The sequence below is a fragment of the Pseudoflavonifractor sp. BSD2780061688st1 E11 genome, from assembly GCF_005844125.1.
GTDB classification, from domain to species: Bacteria; Bacillota; Clostridia; order Lachnospirales; family Lachnospiraceae; genus Sellimonas; species Sellimonas catena.
This window is the reverse complement of the sequence record NZ_SPHM01000023.1, coordinates 17909-34502: the sequence shown is the minus strand read 5'-3', so window position 1 is coordinate 34502 and position 16594 is coordinate 17909. Positions and strand designations below refer to the sequence as shown.

Here is a 16594-nt window from a genome sequence, read left to right as displayed (position 1 = left end):
ATCAGATTTACGGAAGGGGAGACTGATTGTATGGAACATAAGGGAGGACGGATTAAAGATCATATCAGACGGGAAGAGCCTCAGGGACAGGATGACTGGATCGATGTGGAGTGGCTGGATGATGATGAAGATCTGGACAGCCGGCCGGATGCAGCCTCCGGGGAACAAGGCGGTGCGCAGGACAAGTCTGAAGAGGAGCCGTTTGAGATAGAAGACTGGAGAGACGAGGAGAACTGGAACCTCGACAAGAAAACGGAAGAGCCAAAGGCCGCTGAGCCTGCAAACGGACAGCCTCAGAAGAAGCAGACTGCCGGGGCACGCAGCACGAGCGGACAGAGCCGTCCGGGAAAGCGCCGTCCGCAGCAGCAGGGATCCGGTACAGGAAAAGACGGTAAAAATGGTAAAAAACCGGTGAAAAAAGCGCCTCAGAAAGACAGCCGCAAAGACGGCAGACGAGAGCAGGAGCAACGGGATCAGGACAGACAGAAGAAAAAGAAATCAGGCTCAGCGGCCCGCCCGGTGAAAGCAGCCGGACGTGTGGCAGGAAAAGCCGGAAAGACAGCAGGAAAAGCAGTCGGAAAGGGAATTTCCATTGCGCTGAAATGTGGATGTTTTGTCGTGATGGCTGTGATTGTTCTGGAATTGTGGCAGGAATTCTGGGTTGAGAGAAGTACGCTTGGCGAGATCTGGCGGGTGGCCGCAGACCGGAATTATGCACAGGCGCTCTACCTTGGCATTGCGGGAGTCATTCTCCTGTACGGTGTCATTTCTGCACTCTGGCTTCTTGGAGGAAAGAAGATGCCGGACGGTAATCGTGTCAGAAGCTACGACACGGGACGAGGGCTGACAGCATTTATTCTGTTTGCCATTCTGGCGGCAGCTGCAGGTTATGTGGTACCGGTGATCCCGGCAAGTCCACAGGTTCTGGAAGGTGCGAGACTGGCACTTGCAGTAGTGGAGCGTGTCAGCACAGTTATACTCGGATGCAGTGTGATTGGTGTTGTGCTCTGTGTGATCAGAAAAATAGTAGGAAGATAAACAAAGAGGAGGACGTGACGGACGTCCTCCTTGTTTTGTAAAAAAATATAAAATGATTCTTTGATCAAAAGCAGCGGAAAGTTAACGGTCCAGAATCTGTCCTTCCGGTGTGATGACCCGGACCTGCCAGGGAATCATTTTTCCGCTGTTTTTCAATGCCTGTACTGCCGCGCGCTCCAGACCGCCGCAGCAAGGAACCTGCATCCGTGCGATCGTAAGGCTTTTGATCTCATTGTTTGCTAAAATTGAGGTCAGTTTCTCCGTGTAGTCGCCTTCGTCCAGTTTTGGACATCCGATGAGCGTGATGTGGTTTCGGATGAAATCCTGGTGGAAATTTCCATATGCATAAGCGGTACAGTCGGCGGCGATCAGAAGATTCGCATTGTGATAGTACGGAGCCTGTTCCGGTACCAGCTTGATCTGAACCGGCCACTGGGAAAGAAGTCCCGGACAGCCGGTAGGCTGCGGCGCGGTCTGCGCTACCCCGCTGCGATGAATGGCTTTTGCCATGCTTCCAGGGCATCCGCAGGCAAGTGCCGGCTTTTCGGTTTCTGCTTTTCCGGCTTTCTCTGCCTGAGCAGCTTTGACAGCTGCCTCATCATAAGCAGGCGCCTCCCGCTCTTCAAATGTAATTGCATTGGCAGGGCATGCAGGCAGACAGTCTCCAAGACCGTCGCAGTAATGTTCATGCACCAGTTTTGCTTTTCCATCTATCATTTCAATTGCGCCCTCGTGGCACGCCTGGGCACAGAGGCCGCAGCCATTGCAGAGTTCTTCGTTGATTTTGATTATTTTTCTGATCATCATATTCCTCCTTGTTCATTTTGTTTACAGGAAACGGCTTGACTTCCTGAGTATAGGATAGTACACTCAGGAAAAAGAGTCGGTTGTAATTACAACGAAGGAGAATTATGGATCAAATACAAATTATAGCAGAATGCCCGTTGTTTTCGGGCATGACCGATATGGAAATCCGGGGGCTTGTAGAGGAGATCCGGGCTATAAAGAAATATTACCGGAAAGGGGAAGTCCTGCTTCATGCGGGAATGGTTCCGGGTGAATTCGGTATCGTGCTGGAAGGATGTATTCATATATTGAGAGAAGAGTTCAGCGGAAGTACTACACTGCTTGCGCAGGGAATGCCGGGAGAGATTTTTGCGGAGGCCTTTGCGGCGGCAGGTGAGCCGTCTCTTGTTACGGTGGAGGCAGCCAGAGATACGGAAGTACTGTGGATTCATTTTGGACGGATGATGAGGCGAAGCGGGACAGGAAGGGCGCAGCAGATCCTTGTGGAAAATATGATGCAGATCCTGGCGAAGAAAAATCTGTTTCTTGCAGGGAGGGTCGCCCATCTTTCCAGAAGAACACTTCGTGAGAAAGTGTTGTCATATCTTGGCGGACAGGCGGCGAGACAGGGAAGCAATAGTTTTGAGATCCCGTTTGACCGGCAGGGGCTTGCGGATTATCTTGCGGCGGACCGAAGTGCCCTTTCAGCGGTGCTTGGAAAGCTGAAGAAGGAAGGAGTTCTGACGTTTCGCAAAAATCATTTCACACTGTTGAATGAAGATGTGGATGCAGAGAATGCAGGCAAAGGAGGAAAAGTTTGATATGACAATCAAAGAAATCGCACAGCTCGCGCAGGTGTCAAGTGCGGCTGTTTCCAGATATCTGAATGGTGGATATGTAAGTGAAGAGAAAAAAGAACGGATACGGGAGGCTATTGAGAAGACCGGATATCATCCGTCGGCCCAGGCGCGGATTCTGAGGACGAAAAAAGCCAGGCTGATCGGTGTTGTAGCACCAAAGCTCAGTTCCGAGTCCATTGCGCGGGTGACGGACGGGATTGGAGAAGTACTGGCGGAAAAGCAGTTTCAGATGTTGCTTACTGTCACGAACAACCGGTCGGAAAAAGAGCTGGAATATATGCGGCTGTTTGAAAATTATCCGGTAGACGGGATTATTCTGATCGGAACGGTCATCTCCAAAAAGCACGAGAAATTTTTTGAGCAGAGCAAGGTTCCCATCGTAGTGCTGGGACAGTATACGGATAAAGCAAACTGTGTGTATCATGATGATTATGGCGCAGCGAAAGATCTGGCAGGGAGGATTGCCGGAAAAGAAAAGAAAAAAATTGCCTATATCGGAGTGACAAGAGATGACCGGGCTGTCGGGCAGGAAAGAGAAGACGGATTCCGGGCCGGACTTCTGGAGGCGGGAATTGTTCTTCCGGAAGAACTGTACGGGCTTTCGGAGTTTTCTGTTGAGTCCGGGTACCGTCAGGCAAAAGCGATTTTAGAGAAAAATAGTGATATCGATATCATATCATGCGCGACAGATACAATCGCGGCGGGAGCGATGGAAGCTTTGAAAGAGTGCAAAAAGGAAAGAAGAGAAAAGGTGAAAGTGACGGGTTTTGGGGACAATCAGTTCTTAAAAGCAGTTTCCGAGGGAATCACAACAGTCCATTTTTACTATAAAACAAGCGGAATCAAGGCTGCGGAAATGCTGCTGGACATTATTGAAGAAGGACATCAGGTGCCGATCCGGATGAAACTCGGATACCAGATTATGGAACATTAGACAGAGGATAAAACAGATAAGCAATCAATTTTCACAAAAACAGAATAGAAAAATCAGTAAAAGTGCCATATTTACAAGTGGCACTTTTTTCGTTATTATTTATGCAGGATATGAAATCGATTACATAAAATGAAGGAGGAGAAACATGGATTACAGAAAAACAGCAGAAGAAATCCTGGAGCATGTGGGCGGAAGCAAAAATATTGTTTCTGCCGCACACTGCGCAACAAGGCTTCGCCTTGTCATTGCAGACAATTCCAGAGCGGATAAAACAGCCCTGGAAAACGTAGACGGCGTAAAGGGCGTATTTGAGGCATCCGGACAGCTTCAGATCATCCTTGGAACAGGGACGGTCAATAAGGTCTTTGATGAATTCATTGCGGTTTCCGGAGTGACGGCCAGTTCCAAGGCAGAGGCCAAGGAGGCCGCGGTACAGAAGCAGAATATATTTATGAGGGCAATCAAGCTTCTGGGGGACATTTTCGTTCCGATCATTCCGGCCATTGTGGCAAGCGGATTCCTTATGGGAATCATGAACTCTCTGGACTTTATGAATTCCAATGGATTTATCAACATTGATACGAGCGGGTCCTTCTATGTATTTGCCAATATCTTCAGCAATACGGCGTATACATTCTTACAGATCCTCATCGCGTTTTCGGCAGCAAAAGCATTCGGTGCCAACCCGTATCTGGGAGCAGTCATCGGTATGATTATGATCAATCCGAGTCTTCAGAATGCCTACACCGTAGCGACAGAAGGTGTGCAGGCTACCCAGTCCGTCTTTTTCGGACTGTATGACATTGACATGGTCGGTTATCAGGGACATGTTATTCCGGTTGTCATTGCAGTATGGCTGTTATCAGTACTGGAAAAGAAACTTCACAAAGTCGTGCCTGAGGTCCTGGATCTTTTTGTTACCCCTCTGGTCAGCGTGTTTGTGACAGGATACCTTACACTTGCGGTTATCGGTCCGGTTTTCGTATGGGCGGAAAATGCGGTTCTGAGTGCGATTCAGTGGCTGCTTACCCTGCCGCTTGGGATCGGAAGCCTTATCATGGGCGGACTTTATGCTCCAACGGTTGTAACAGGCATCCACCAGATGTACACGGCCATTGACCTTGGACAGATTGCACAGTACGGAGTGACCTACTGGCTTCCTCTTGCAAGTGCGGCAAACATTGCACAGGGTGCGGCGGCGCTGGCAGTGGGAATCAAATCCAGAGATAAAAAGGTGAAATCACTTGCCCTTCCTTCGTCATTAAGTGCGTTTATGGGAATCACGGAGCCGGCAATTTTCGGCGTCAACCTTCGGTTTTTCAAACCGTTTATCGCAGGGTGTATCGGAGGAGGATGTGGAGCACTTTATGCCTCAATCGTGCATCTGGGAGCAAAAGGAACCGGTGTAACGGGTATTTTCGGAATCCTGCTTTGTCTGGAACAGCCGGTTCAGTATATTATCGAGATGGTCATCGCAGTGGGTGTGGCATTTATTCTCTCTTTTATTCTTTATAAGGATCAGAATAAAGATCAGAAGCCGGAAGTTGTGAAGGCGGATGCGCCGCAGACATTGCCGGAAGAACACAGGGATGAAAAAGAGGCAGGCGAGATTCCTGCGAACACAACAGCAACGGCCGGAAGCGAAGAACTTCATACACCGGTCAACGGAACATTGATTCCGGTATCTGAGGTCAGTGATCCGACGTTTGCGGCGGAAGTGCTTGGGAAGACGGCGGCAGTCATCCCGTCAGACGGACAGATCGTGGCACCTTGTGACGGTCAGATTGTCAGTATCTATGAGACGGGACATGCAGTCTGCATTGCAAGCAGTCTCGGAGGAGAGATTTTGATTCATGTAGGAATCGATACAGTCAAGATGGAAGGAAAAGGATTTACGACAAGAGTAGCGGACGGGGATCAGGTACATGCCGGGGATCTGCTGATCGAAGCGGATCTTGATCAGATTAAAAAGGCCGGATACGATACGGCAACCATGATGATTCTGACCAATGCCGACAGCTTTGCGGCGGTTGATAAGGCTGAACCGCAGGAGGTCAGCCGGGGAACGACAGTAATGACGATCAGAACAGGAGCTTAGAATTCAATGAATGCATTATCCAAAGATCTTACAAAACTGGTCAAAATGATTGAGAAGATTGAGAGCCGGTCCGGAGAGCCAGACAGGTTCCGGCCAAGATTCCATCTGGCCCCTCCGGCCGGATGGCTGAACGATCCGAACGGGCTGTGCCAGTATCAAGGCCTGTATCATGCCTTTTTTCAGTACTCTCCATTTGACGTGGAGGGAGGCCTGAAACTGTGGGGACATTCCACAAGCCGTGACATGCTTCACTGGGAATATAAGGGAGCGGCACTTTACCCGGATCAGCCGTTCGACTGCCATGGTGTTTATTCCGGCTGTGCGTTGACAGAAGATGGCAGAATTTCTTTCTACTATACCGGAAATGTCAAGCTGGACGGCGACTTTGATTATGTGACGGAAGGAAGGGAAGCCAACACCATACTCGTGGAGAGCGAGGATGGCTTCCAATTTGGACGAAAGCAGCTTTTGATGACAAATGAAGATTATCCGGAAGATGTGACAAAACATGTTCGGGATCCGAAAGTCTGGAAAGGGAATGGCATCTACTACATGATTCAGGGGGCCAGACGGAAAGATGATGTTGGAGAGGCGCTTCTATTTGCATCTTCAGACCGGATTCACTGGTTATTGAAAAACAGAATTACCACAAAAGAGCCGTTTGGCTTCATGTGGGAATGTCCGGACTACTTTGAAATTGATGGAAAGAAGATTCTCTCTGCATCGGTACAGGGACTGGAAGGTGAGAAATGGAAAGACAAAAATGTCTACCAGTCCGGTTATTTTGAAGTGAAAGGCCACGTTGCAGAGCAGTGTACGCTTTCGGAATATGTACTCTGGGATTACGGTTTTGATTATTATGCGCCGCAGAGCTTTGAGACAGAGGATGGCCGGAGAGTCCAGATTGGATGGATGGGAATGCCGGACTGTCCGGAATATATAAACCGGACTATCGAGGACGGATGGCAGCACTGCTTCACTATTCCAAGAGAAATTTATGTGAAAGACGGAAGAGTCCTGCAGCGTCCGGTCAGAGAACTGGAAGAAAGGAAACGGATTCTGGCAGAAGCGACAGGCGGCCTTTATGTGGAAGAAGAACCTGTTTATGAAGCAAGAATTACGGAAATCAAAGAAAATAAGTTCCATGCTGTACTCGGAGAAGAATTGATTCTTGAATATCGGGACAGCAGATTTGAGATGCGGTTTATCAATCCTTCCAAAGAGAATGCGTCCGGCGGACGGACCATCCGGTATCAGGAAATCGAAACTCTGAATAATGTAACCATTCTCACAGATGTATCGACCTGTGAGGTGTTTGTAAATGATGGAGAGTATGTCTTTTCCACGAGATTTTATCCGGAAAACTACGGACTTCAAATTCAGGCGGACGAAGCGAAGATAAAGATGTGGGAACTGGTTTCGTAAAAAGGTTAATGATTATAGTAGGGCAGTATCGCGGCAAACGGTACTGCCCTGCTTTTGCCATCTGGAAATAGGGGACATGACTCGTATGAGAGAAAGCCAAATCAGATATTACGGTTAAAAGAAGAGGGTATTGCATTTGAACCGTAGAAATCAGAATCTACGGTTGCGAAACAAGAATTGCCAGATCAAACCGTCTGCGGCCGCTAAAACCTGCGGTTATAATGGAGAAATTTCCCCAGAAAGCCGAAAAATCTGACTATCGGAACCGGGCGGGTTTCTCAGTAGTTTTCTCCTGGCAAAATCGTCTGATATCTCTTGCCTTTTGCCATGGAATATTATAGAATAATTCTGTGAGTTACTATGCTGAAGTGATTCAGCGAAAGGAGTTATAGCAATGGGATATGAAAAATTAAACGAGAAGATGATGGAGCTTAAAGATGAGATCTTTGCTTCCATCAAAGAGAGTGTCGCAATCGAAAGTGTCAAAGGCGCACCGGAGGAAGACGCACCATATGGAAGAGGACCGAAGGAAGCTCTGGACCACGCTCTGGCACTGGGCGAGAAGCTTGGATTTAAGACAGGCAATCTTGACAACAAGGTTGGCTGGATCGAATATGGCGAGGGCGAAGAAATGGCAGCGGTTCTTGGACATCTGGATGTTGTTCCGCTTGGAGAGGGATGGAAATACCCGCCGCTGGCATGCGAGATTCATGACGGACAGATGTACGGCCGCGGAGTTCTGGATGACAAGGGACCGGTAATAGGAGCGATTTATGCACTGAAAGCGATCCGTGATCTCGGACTTCCGATCGACAGAAGAATCCGTGTGATTTTCGGAACAGATGAAGAAAACGGTTCTTCCTGTGTAAAACATTATAACGAAGCTGGCGGAGAACAGCCTGCGATCGGCTTTACTCCGGACGGACAGTTCCCGGTTATCTTCTGTGAAAAGGGACAGTCTTTCTGGGAAGTTACAAAGAAAGTAGAAAATCCGTCCAGTGTCAAAGTGCTTTCTATTGAGGGCGGTACAGCAAAGAATGTCGTAACACCAAAATGTACAATGGTTGTAGAAGGTGATCTGGATGTCAAAGAAGCAGACGGCATCACCGTGACAAAGGCAGATGGAAAGACTACAATCGTGGCAGAAGGACAGGGCGCACATGGCAGTACTCCGGAAAAAGGAGTCAATGCGGCAATCAAGCTGTTTGAGGCTGTAAAAGATTGTGGCATCGATGGAGATCCGGGACAGATGATCAACTTTATTCTGGAAAAGATCGGAACAGAGACAAATGGAAAATCTCTCGATATCTGCTGGACAGACGAGGAGACAGGAGAGACAACAGTCAACCTTGGTGTTGTAAAATGCACAGAGGAAGATCTGTTCTTCACACTGGATATCCGCTATCCAAAGAACGGAGACCGCGACACCCTTGTTGCAACAATGAAGAAACAGGCAGAGGCTTATGGAATGAATGCAGATCTGGAGTCTGAAGGCAAACTGTTATACGTGCCGAAGGATTCTGAGCTGATCCGGAAGCTGATGAACGTATATAAAGAAGAAACAGGAAGAGACGATCAGCCGATCGCCATCGGAGGCGGTACATATGCAAAAGCATTTGATAATATGGTTGCTTTTGGGCCGACATTCCCGGGAGAGCCGGATGTCATTCACCAGCCGAATGAATGTGCGGATGTAGAGAAAATGATGCTGTCCTACCAGATTCTGGCGGCAGCAATGTATGAGATTGCACAGAAATAAAATGCTGATTTAAGACAGAATAGAAAAAGGATTCCGGAACTGTTCCAATGTCCGTTTTGTGATGTTGGAAACAGTCCGGAATCCCTTTTTTTACGTGAAAATGCATTCCCCTCTTGCCGGAAAATATAGGATATGATACATTGGGCTTACAACACTTTTGGATGAGGGAGGTTATGAGGTGAAACTGATTTTGGAGTATCTGAAAAGATACAAATTCTGGTTTGTCCTGAACGTGATTTCCGTCTTTGGATTTGCTCTGGTGGAACTGGGGATTCCGACGATCATTTCCTATATGATCGACCAGGGAGTCATGAATGAGGACAAAGGATTTTTGATGAAGATGGGAGTGCTGACAGCGGTGATTTCTGTGATTGGCGTCTGCGGCACCATTCTTCTTGGTTACTGCTGTGCCCGGATTTCCACAGGGATTGCTCATGATATCCGGCAGGATGTTTTCCGAAAGGTACAGACTTTTTCGCACAGCGAAATGAATGAGATCGGAGTGGCATCTCTGATTACGAGAACAAACAATGATGCTTTTCAGATCATGATGTTTATGAATGTAATTTTGAGGACGGCAGTGTTGACCCCGGTTATGATTGTAGTAAGTTTCATGCTGACAGTCCGCACCTCTTTGGATCTGTCGCTGATCATTATTTCTACGATTCCTCTGATTATTATCGGGGTCGTTATTGTGGCGAAGATTTCCTCTCCGATCAGTGAGAGGCAGCAGGCGTCACTGGATTCTATCAACCGGATTTTCCGTGAGAATCTGACCGGTATCCGTGTCATTCGTTCTTTTAATAATGATGAATATGAATCTGAACGGTTTGACAAAGAAAATGTAAATTTTATGAACCAGTCGAAAAAGCTGTTTAAGCTGATGACCTCGACAGATCCGGTATTCTTTCTTATGATGAATCTTGCGATCATTGCGATCTATGTTGTTGCGAGCTTTATGATTGATGCCGGTACACTTCCTGTTGGAAAGCTGATTGCTTTTATGGACTATGTTTTCCATGCAATGTTTTCCGTATTGCTGTTCTGCCTTGTGTTTATGATGTATCCAAGGGCGAATGTGTCGGCAAAACGTATCCGGCGGGTACTTAAAACCGAGTCAATCATCGAGAACCACCCGGATGCTTCAAAGACAGAGGACAGGGAAAAGAGTATCGTATTTGATGATGTTACTTTTGCTTATCCGGACGGAGAAGAAGCAGCTCTGCAGCATATTTCTTTCGAGGCGAAGAAAGGCGAGACGGTAGCATTTATCGGAAGCACCGGTTCCGGAAAGAGTACGTTGATCAAGCTGATCCCGAGATTTTATGATGTATCAGCCGGAAAGATTTTGATCAACGGAGTGGACGTACGGGATATGGACATTTATAAGCTCCGCGAACGGATCGGATTTGTGTCCCAGAAGGCCAATCTTTTCAGTGGGACAATCGAGGAGAATATCCGTTTCGGCAACCGGAACGCGAGCATGGAAGAAGTAGTCCATGCGGCAAAAGTAGCGCAGGCCTATGATTTCATTATGGAGAAACCGGGGCAGTTTCAGGAGAGGATTGTAGAAGGCGCGGGAAATGTTTCCGGAGGACAGAAGCAGAGGCTTTCGATCGCAAGAGCACTGGTGCGGCACGCGGATATCTATATCTATGACGATTCTTTCTCCGCACTGGATTTCCGGACGGACGCAAAGCTGCGCAGTGAGCTTCGTAAGGAGATGACGGATGAGATTGTCCTGATCGTTGCGCAAAGAGTCTCTACGATTATGGATGCAGACCAGATTATTGTTCTGGACGAGGGCAGGATCGTCGGAAAGGGCACGCACAAAGAACTGCTTAAAAACTGCAGTGTATATCATGAAATTGCAGCTTCCCAGCTGAGTGAGGAGGAACTGGCTTATGAATAAAGAACAGATCGGCTGGAAGGCATGTATGAAAGGGATGGGACGGTTTGTAAGTCCGTACAAAGGAAAACTTTTAGTGGCAGTCCTGACGACAGTGTTTGCGACAGCAATCTATTCCCTGAATCCGACAATAGAGGGGCTTGCAACGACACAGCTCGCCCGGGACGCGTCTGAAATTCTCCAGGGTGTCAGCGGGGCACATGTACATTTTGACAAGGTATTCCGCATTCTGGCGCTTCTTGGTACAAGTTATGTGACAAGGGCACTGGCGCTCCTTGTGTCGGCATTTTTCCTGACCAATGCGATTCAGCAGACGATGCATGATTTGAGAGGGGCACTTCAGAAGAAAATCCAGAAGATGCCGGTCAGCTATTTTGACGAGCACGCTTTTGGAGATGTATTAAGCTGTGTGACCAACGATGTGGATACGCTGAGCAATGCTCTGCAGCAGACGCTGACCAGGGTGATCAGCGGGGTGCTGACTTTTATTCTTGCGGTCAGCATGATGCTTCGGATCAATGTAGCGATGACGCTGATTGCATTGATCATTATTCCGCTCGTGGCGCTTATTACGAAGGTATTTGTAAAGCGTTCCCAGGATCTGTTTGACATTCAGCAGAAAACCGTAGGACAATTGAATGGTGCAATCACGGAGCTGTACGGCGGATTTAATGAGATTATCAGTTACAATAAACAGGAAGATGTGGAAAAACAGTTTGAGGAAGTCAATCAGAAGATGAGAAATTCCGCGTTCAAGGCGCAGTTTGTCTCCTCTTTGATTTCTCCCTGCGTGTCACTTGTGACTTACCTGACGATCGGTACCTGTGCGGTAATCGGATGTCTTCAGGTTATTCAGGGGACCATTACGATCGGACAGCTTCAGGCATTTGTGCGCTATATCTGGCAGATCAACGATCCGCTGTCCCAGGTTTCCCAGCTTTCCGCACAGGTACAGGCAGCCTTTTCCGCCATGCGCAGAATCTTTACCCTTCTTGCTGAGACGGAAGAGGATCAGGGCGGAAAGGCAGAGATTGCAAAGGATAAAATCGAAGGCAATGTGACCTTTGAACATGTACAGTTTGGATACGATAAGGAACTTCTGATGAAAGATGTCAATATCGATGTCAAGAAAGGCCAGACGGTGGCGATCGTCGGTCCGACAGGAGCAGGAAAGACAACGCTGATGAATCTGCTGCTCCGCTTTTACGACGTGAAGGGTGGTTCCATCAAGATTGACGGCGTTGATATCCGGGATATGAAACGGGAAGATCTGAGATCGCTGTTCTCGCTCGTACTGCAGGATACATGGCTGTTCTCCGGAAGTATTTATGATAATATCCGCTACGGAAGACAGAATGCAAGAAAAGATGAGATTATCAGCGCTGCGAAGATGGCAAATGTCCATCACTACATCCGCACACTGTCCAGAGGATACGATTCACTGATCAATGAGGAAGCGAACAATATTTCTCAGGGAGAAAAGCAGCTCCTTACCATCGCAAGAGCGATCTTAAAGGATCCGCAGATTCTGATTCTGGACGAGGCGACATCCTCGGTGGACACCAGACTTGAGAGAAGGCTTCAGGAAGCCATGCTTCGGGTGATGGAGGGAAGAACATCCTTCGTTATCGCCCACCGGCTTTCTACAATCCGGGACGCGGACATGATTCTGGTACTGCGGGACGGAGATATTGTGGAACAGGGAACACACGAAGAGCTTCTGGCAAAGAAAGGAATGTACGAAAAACTGTATCATTCTCAGTTCGCGGGACAAAATTTTGATGAGGTTTGCTAGACATTGTGGTATGATAGTGTATAGATAATATGAGGAAAGGGGCATGAATCCATGAAAAAGAAACTCATTTTAGTTACATCACCACCGGCATGCGGAAAAACCTATGTTGCCATGAAACTTGCGGCAGAACTGAATCATGTTGTATATCTGGATAAAGATGCACTGATTATTCTGAGCAGACAGATTTTTGAAGTGGCAAATCAGCCATATGACAGAAGCTCGGATTTCTTTGAAGAACATATCCGTGATTACGAATATGCGGCGATTCTGGATATGGCGGTGGATGCGCTGGAATACGATGACATTGCGCTGATCAACGCGCCGTTTACCCGTGAGGTCAGAAATCCGAGATTTATGGAGAGCCTCCGGCAGGATCTGATGCGAAAGAATGCAAGACTTTATGTTGTGTGGGTTGTCACAGATCCGGCGATCTGCAAGAAGAGGATGATCCGGAGAAACAGCGACCGTGACACATGGAAGCTGGCACACTGGGATGAGTACATGGCAAAGACTGATTTTTCCATCCCGGAAGAACTGAACGACAAAAGCAAAGATCAGGAGCTCCTTCTGTTTTATAATTCCAATGAAGAAGAGTTCCGCAAATCCATGAAAGAAGTGGTACGAAAACTCCAGGATGAGGAGTAAAGAGAAAAGTCAGACAGACGAATGCAGACAGGAGATTCCGGCCGGACGGCAGGGGATCTCCTGTCAGACGTAGGGGGAGTCTGGAACAAGGACAAAAGAGAGGACCGGAATATGGAAATACAGATGTACAATATGGGGCTTGGAGAATGTTTCCTGCTGGAAGACGGAACAGAAAAACTGGCAGTCAACTGTGGAACCCGCAATAAAAGAATCAATGGGACAGACAGCGGAGAGATTTACCGGGAGATACAGGACCGGGCGGCAGAAGAGGGATATGATTTGCTGATTACACAGTTTGATCCGGAACATATCAGCGGGTTCCTCCAGACAGGCCGGGTACGGCCGGGTGACGGAATCCGGACTGTATACCTTCCGGATCTCTTTTCGGAACGGTGGATGAACGAGGTGCTTGCTCTGCTGCTTTTGCAGGATCTTTCCAGAGGAGGGTTTCTTCCGGGAAAAGCGGTGACACTTACCAGCCTGATGGAAGTACTTTTAACTTTTCCGGGCAGGCTTTGTTTCCTGAAAAGGGGAGAGAGCATCGGCGGGAGGTATCAGGTACTCTGGCCGCAGAAAGACGGACTGAAAGCGGAGATGGAACAGACACTTAAGTCCGCGGGGATTCTCGACGCTTTTTATGAGCAGGACCGCTGCATGTGGAGAGAACTGGTCCGGGTCTCCTCAAGAATGAGAGAGATTTACATGCGGCTTCTTGCCATTTCCAGAAGCGCGGATGTTCCGAGAAATGAAGAGGGAATCCCGGTGGAACTGGAAGAGGACATCAAAAACTTCCGGTCGGACTTCAGAAAGCTGCGTAGAAACGAGCGGTTTCTTGGAATGGTGGAACGGTGCCAGAAACATCTTGAGATTCTGAAAGCATTTCATGACAGGACAGGACTGATTTTTCATACCCGTGAAGACGGCAGCAGGAATTTTCTCTATACAGGAAACACCTGGAAAGAAAGGGCGGCATGGCTGGCGGCAAATGAGGACGGGCTCGCCGGACTTCACAGAGAATACTGGTGCATTACGCTTCCGGGACATGGGACGGATGCCTGTTACTGGGATTTCTCGGAGTATGCTCCGAAGCACTTCCTCGTATCCAACGGGTACGTAGCGGGACAGGAGAACGGGAAGGTATCCGGACGTTACAGCGGCATGTTCGCCGTCCCGGATGTAACGATGCACTGTACCAGCGCAGACTGGTGCGAGGGGCGGAGGAACGGCATCTGCAGCTGCTGGAGCGCGCAGATCACATCTCCGCATCATTATTCCGTCATCCGGTAGCACGAAAGAAAAGAGCCGACATGCAAAGAAAGGGAGGACAGACAGAATGAATAAGAGAAGAGCAGATAACGGAATCCCGAAGTATCAGCAGATTGCTACGGATATTGCCTATAAAATTGTAAATGGAATTTATCAGGAGGATCAGAAAATCTATGCAAGATCCGCCATCGGGAGTCAGTACAGTGTTTCTTCGGAGACAGCGCGCAGAGCAATGTGCATTCTTGCGGACTGGGATGTGGTGACGATTGAGAAAAACAGCGGTGTTCTGATCAAGTCGGTGGATAATGCAAAGAATTTTCTTCAGCAGCAGAAACAGACAAAATCAATCCAGAATCTAAAACGGAATATTCTTGACAGTGTGGAACGCCAGCAGGAGGAAATCAAAGAGCTTTATGATTATCTGACAGAGATGATTGATCAGATTGAGCGTTACCGGTCAACCAATCCATTTATCCCGTATGAAATTGTGATTACAGATCAGACTCCTTATCTGGACCGGACTGTCGGGGAAGTGGATTTCTGGCAGGAAACCTTTGCGACCGTGATCGCAATCAGGAGAAATGGAGTGCTTATGATGTCTCCGGGGCCAAAAGCGGTGTTTAAACTCAATGATATCCTGTATTATACAGGGGATGAGGAATGTCCGGAAAGGGTACAGAAATTTATGTATCCGCATCAGTAAAAAAGTACTTGCAAAAGTAACAACTTTAAAATAAAATAGAGTTGTCATTCATGGCTATAATGTAACTCACAAAAAAGAGCAGGAGGTTCTGATGCAGATCTTCCTGTTTTTTTCTTTTACCCGGCCCGGAACGTCAGGGAAGGGAGAGGACTGCATGGAAAAGAACAAGGTTGACATCACATTCACACTGTAATAAGATAAAGCAAAAAGAAAATGGAGTCATTATGAAAAAAGATGCGATAAAAGAAGTTGTAGAAAAACTGAACCGTAATTACCTCACTGAGGAACTGTTCATGCCGAAAAAAGGGCGGAGGCTTCCGGAGCGCGCGGCGGTGATTGAGATTATCCGTGATCTCAGACAGATTATTTTTCCGGGATATTTTGGAAAAGACAGCGCGCTGGAACTGGATACCGCCTACTATGCAGGATACCGGATCAACCATCTTTACGATGCGCTGAAAGAGCAGATCACCATTGCACTGAGATATCAGGGGAAAGAAGAGAATGTAGAGCAGAAGGCTCAGGAAGTGACGGACCGCTTCTTCTCCCGGATTCCGGATATCCAGAATCTGATGCTCAAAGATGTACAGGCTGGATTTGATGGGGACCCGGCGGCCCAGAGCCGGGAGGAGATTATCTTTTCCTATCCTGGACTGTTCGCGGTTTATGTGTACCGGATTGCCCATGTGCTTTATGGTGAAAAGATCCCGTTTATTCCGCGGATCATGTCAGAGTATGCGCATGGAAGAACAGGGATCGATATCAATCCGGGAGCCAGAATCGGAGAATATTTCTTTATTGACCACGGCACCGGAATTGTAATCGGGGAGACGACCGAGATCGGTGACTATGTCAAACTTTATCAGGGCGTGACGCTCGGGGCGCTGTCTACAAGAAACGGACAGAAGCTTGCCGGACTGAAACGACACCCTACCATCGGCGACCATGTGACGATCTACTCGAATTCCACCGTCCTTGGTGGAGATACCGTGATCGGGGAACACTGCATTATCGGAGGAAATACTTTCATTACAGAGTCCGTGCCGCCTTACACGAAAGTAAGCGCCAAGAGCCCGGAACTGATTTTCAAAACGCCAAAAGAAAATCAGGAAAAGAAGAATCTCTGGGAGTGGGAAAATTAAAACTCCTTTACCTTGGAAGACGGAAGTAGTAAAATATAGGCAAAAGAACATCAGGAGGGAAAGTTTATGGGACAGGAACTGATTTTAAAATTAAAAGAAGTAAAACAGGCACTGGTAGACCTTGATCTCAAAGGCGAAGAGTGGGAAGAACGTCAGGAAATTCTGCAAAAGCTTGAAGACGTGACCTCCTATGTAAAGGATGCCATGGGAAGCGGAAAACTATAAAGCAGAAAG

Annotated in this window: 14 protein-coding genes; 13 read left to right on the top strand and 1 reads right to left on the bottom strand. The window is 47.9% G+C overall.

From position 1 onward, the window contains the following. Window positions 1-30: 30 nt before the first annotated feature. The gene (locus FGQ85_RS11215) at window positions 31-1038 is read left to right on the top strand and encodes a hypothetical protein (RefSeq protein WP_138373494.1); all 1008 of its coding nucleotides are present in this window, start codon (window positions 31-33) and stop codon (window positions 1036-1038) included. 81 nt (window positions 1039-1119) lie between these two features. On the opposite strand, the gene FGQ85_RS11210 is transcribed toward FGQ85_RS11215, so the two are convergent. Then, entirely contained in the window at window positions 1120-1842 is a 723-nt protein-coding gene (locus FGQ85_RS11210) for a 4Fe-4S binding protein (protein ID WP_087169630.1), read from the bottom strand. Between the two features lie 107 nt (window positions 1843-1949). Between FGQ85_RS11210 and FGQ85_RS11205 the strand changes: the two genes are divergently transcribed. From FGQ85_RS11205 to FGQ85_RS18395, 12 genes are all read left to right on the top strand, one after another. Further along, window positions 1950-2645 (top strand): Crp/Fnr family transcriptional regulator, encoded by a 696-nt coding sequence (locus FGQ85_RS11205; RefSeq protein WP_087254671.1) that lies wholly within the window; start codon window positions 1950-1952, stop codon window positions 2643-2645. A 1-nt stretch (window position 2646) separates the two neighbouring features. Next, complete coding sequence (locus FGQ85_RS11200) at window positions 2647-3618, top strand: LacI family DNA-binding transcriptional regulator (protein WP_087254727.1); 972 nt, start codon at window positions 2647-2649, stop codon at window positions 3616-3618. Window positions 3619-3763: 145 nt separating this feature from the next. Next, complete coding sequence (locus FGQ85_RS11195; protein ID WP_138373493.1) at window positions 3764-5716, top strand: PTS beta-glucoside transporter subunit IIBCA; 1953 nt, start codon at window positions 3764-3766, stop codon at window positions 5714-5716. A gap of 6 nt (window positions 5717-5722) precedes the next feature. Beyond that, on the top strand, window positions 5723-7141 hold the full coding sequence (locus FGQ85_RS11190; protein ID WP_138373492.1) for a glycoside hydrolase family 32 protein: 1419 nt from the start codon (window positions 5723-5725) through the stop codon (window positions 7139-7141). Between the two features lie 394 nt (window positions 7142-7535). After that, a complete protein-coding gene (gene pepV / locus FGQ85_RS11185) occupies window positions 7536-8900 on the top strand; it encodes a dipeptidase PepV (protein WP_087254661.1) in 1365 nt (454 codons plus the stop codon). Between the two features lie 178 nt (window positions 8901-9078). After that, on the top strand, window positions 9079-10812 hold the full coding sequence (locus FGQ85_RS11180; RefSeq protein ID WP_138373491.1) for an ABC transporter ATP-binding protein: 1734 nt from the start codon (window positions 9079-9081) through the stop codon (window positions 10810-10812). After that, a complete protein-coding gene (locus tag FGQ85_RS11175) occupies window positions 10805-12604 on the top strand; it encodes an ABC transporter ATP-binding protein (RefSeq protein WP_118636508.1) in 1800 nt (599 codons plus the stop codon). Before FGQ85_RS11180 ends, FGQ85_RS11175 begins: the two co-directional genes overlap by 8 nt. A 51-nt stretch (window positions 12605-12655) precedes the next feature. Further along, complete coding sequence (locus FGQ85_RS11170) at window positions 12656-13249, top strand: AAA family ATPase (RefSeq protein ID WP_087168715.1); 594 nt, start codon at window positions 12656-12658, stop codon at window positions 13247-13249. Window positions 13250-13360: 111 nt separating this feature from the next. Then, window positions 13361-14536, top strand: coding sequence for a hypothetical protein (locus FGQ85_RS11165; protein ID WP_138373490.1), 1176 nt, complete (start codon window positions 13361-13363; stop codon window positions 14534-14536). A gap of 46 nt (window positions 14537-14582) precedes the next feature. Further along, window positions 14583-15218 carry a GntR family transcriptional regulator gene (locus FGQ85_RS11160; RefSeq protein ID WP_138373489.1) on the top strand — a complete coding sequence of 212 codons (636 nt, stop codon included), beginning with the start codon at window positions 14583-14585 and terminating at the stop codon, window positions 15216-15218. Window positions 15219-15442: 224 nt separating this feature from the next. Continuing rightward, the gene (gene epsC / locus FGQ85_RS11155; protein WP_138373488.1) at window positions 15443-16360 is read left to right on the top strand and encodes a serine O-acetyltransferase EpsC; all 918 of its coding nucleotides are present in this window, start codon (window positions 15443-15445) and stop codon (window positions 16358-16360) included. A gap of 66 nt (window positions 16361-16426) precedes the next feature. Next, on the top strand, window positions 16427-16585 hold the full coding sequence (locus FGQ85_RS18395; RefSeq protein ID WP_171027948.1) for a hypothetical protein: 159 nt from the start codon (window positions 16427-16429) through the stop codon (window positions 16583-16585). The last annotated feature ends 9 nt before the right edge of the window (window positions 16586-16594 follow it).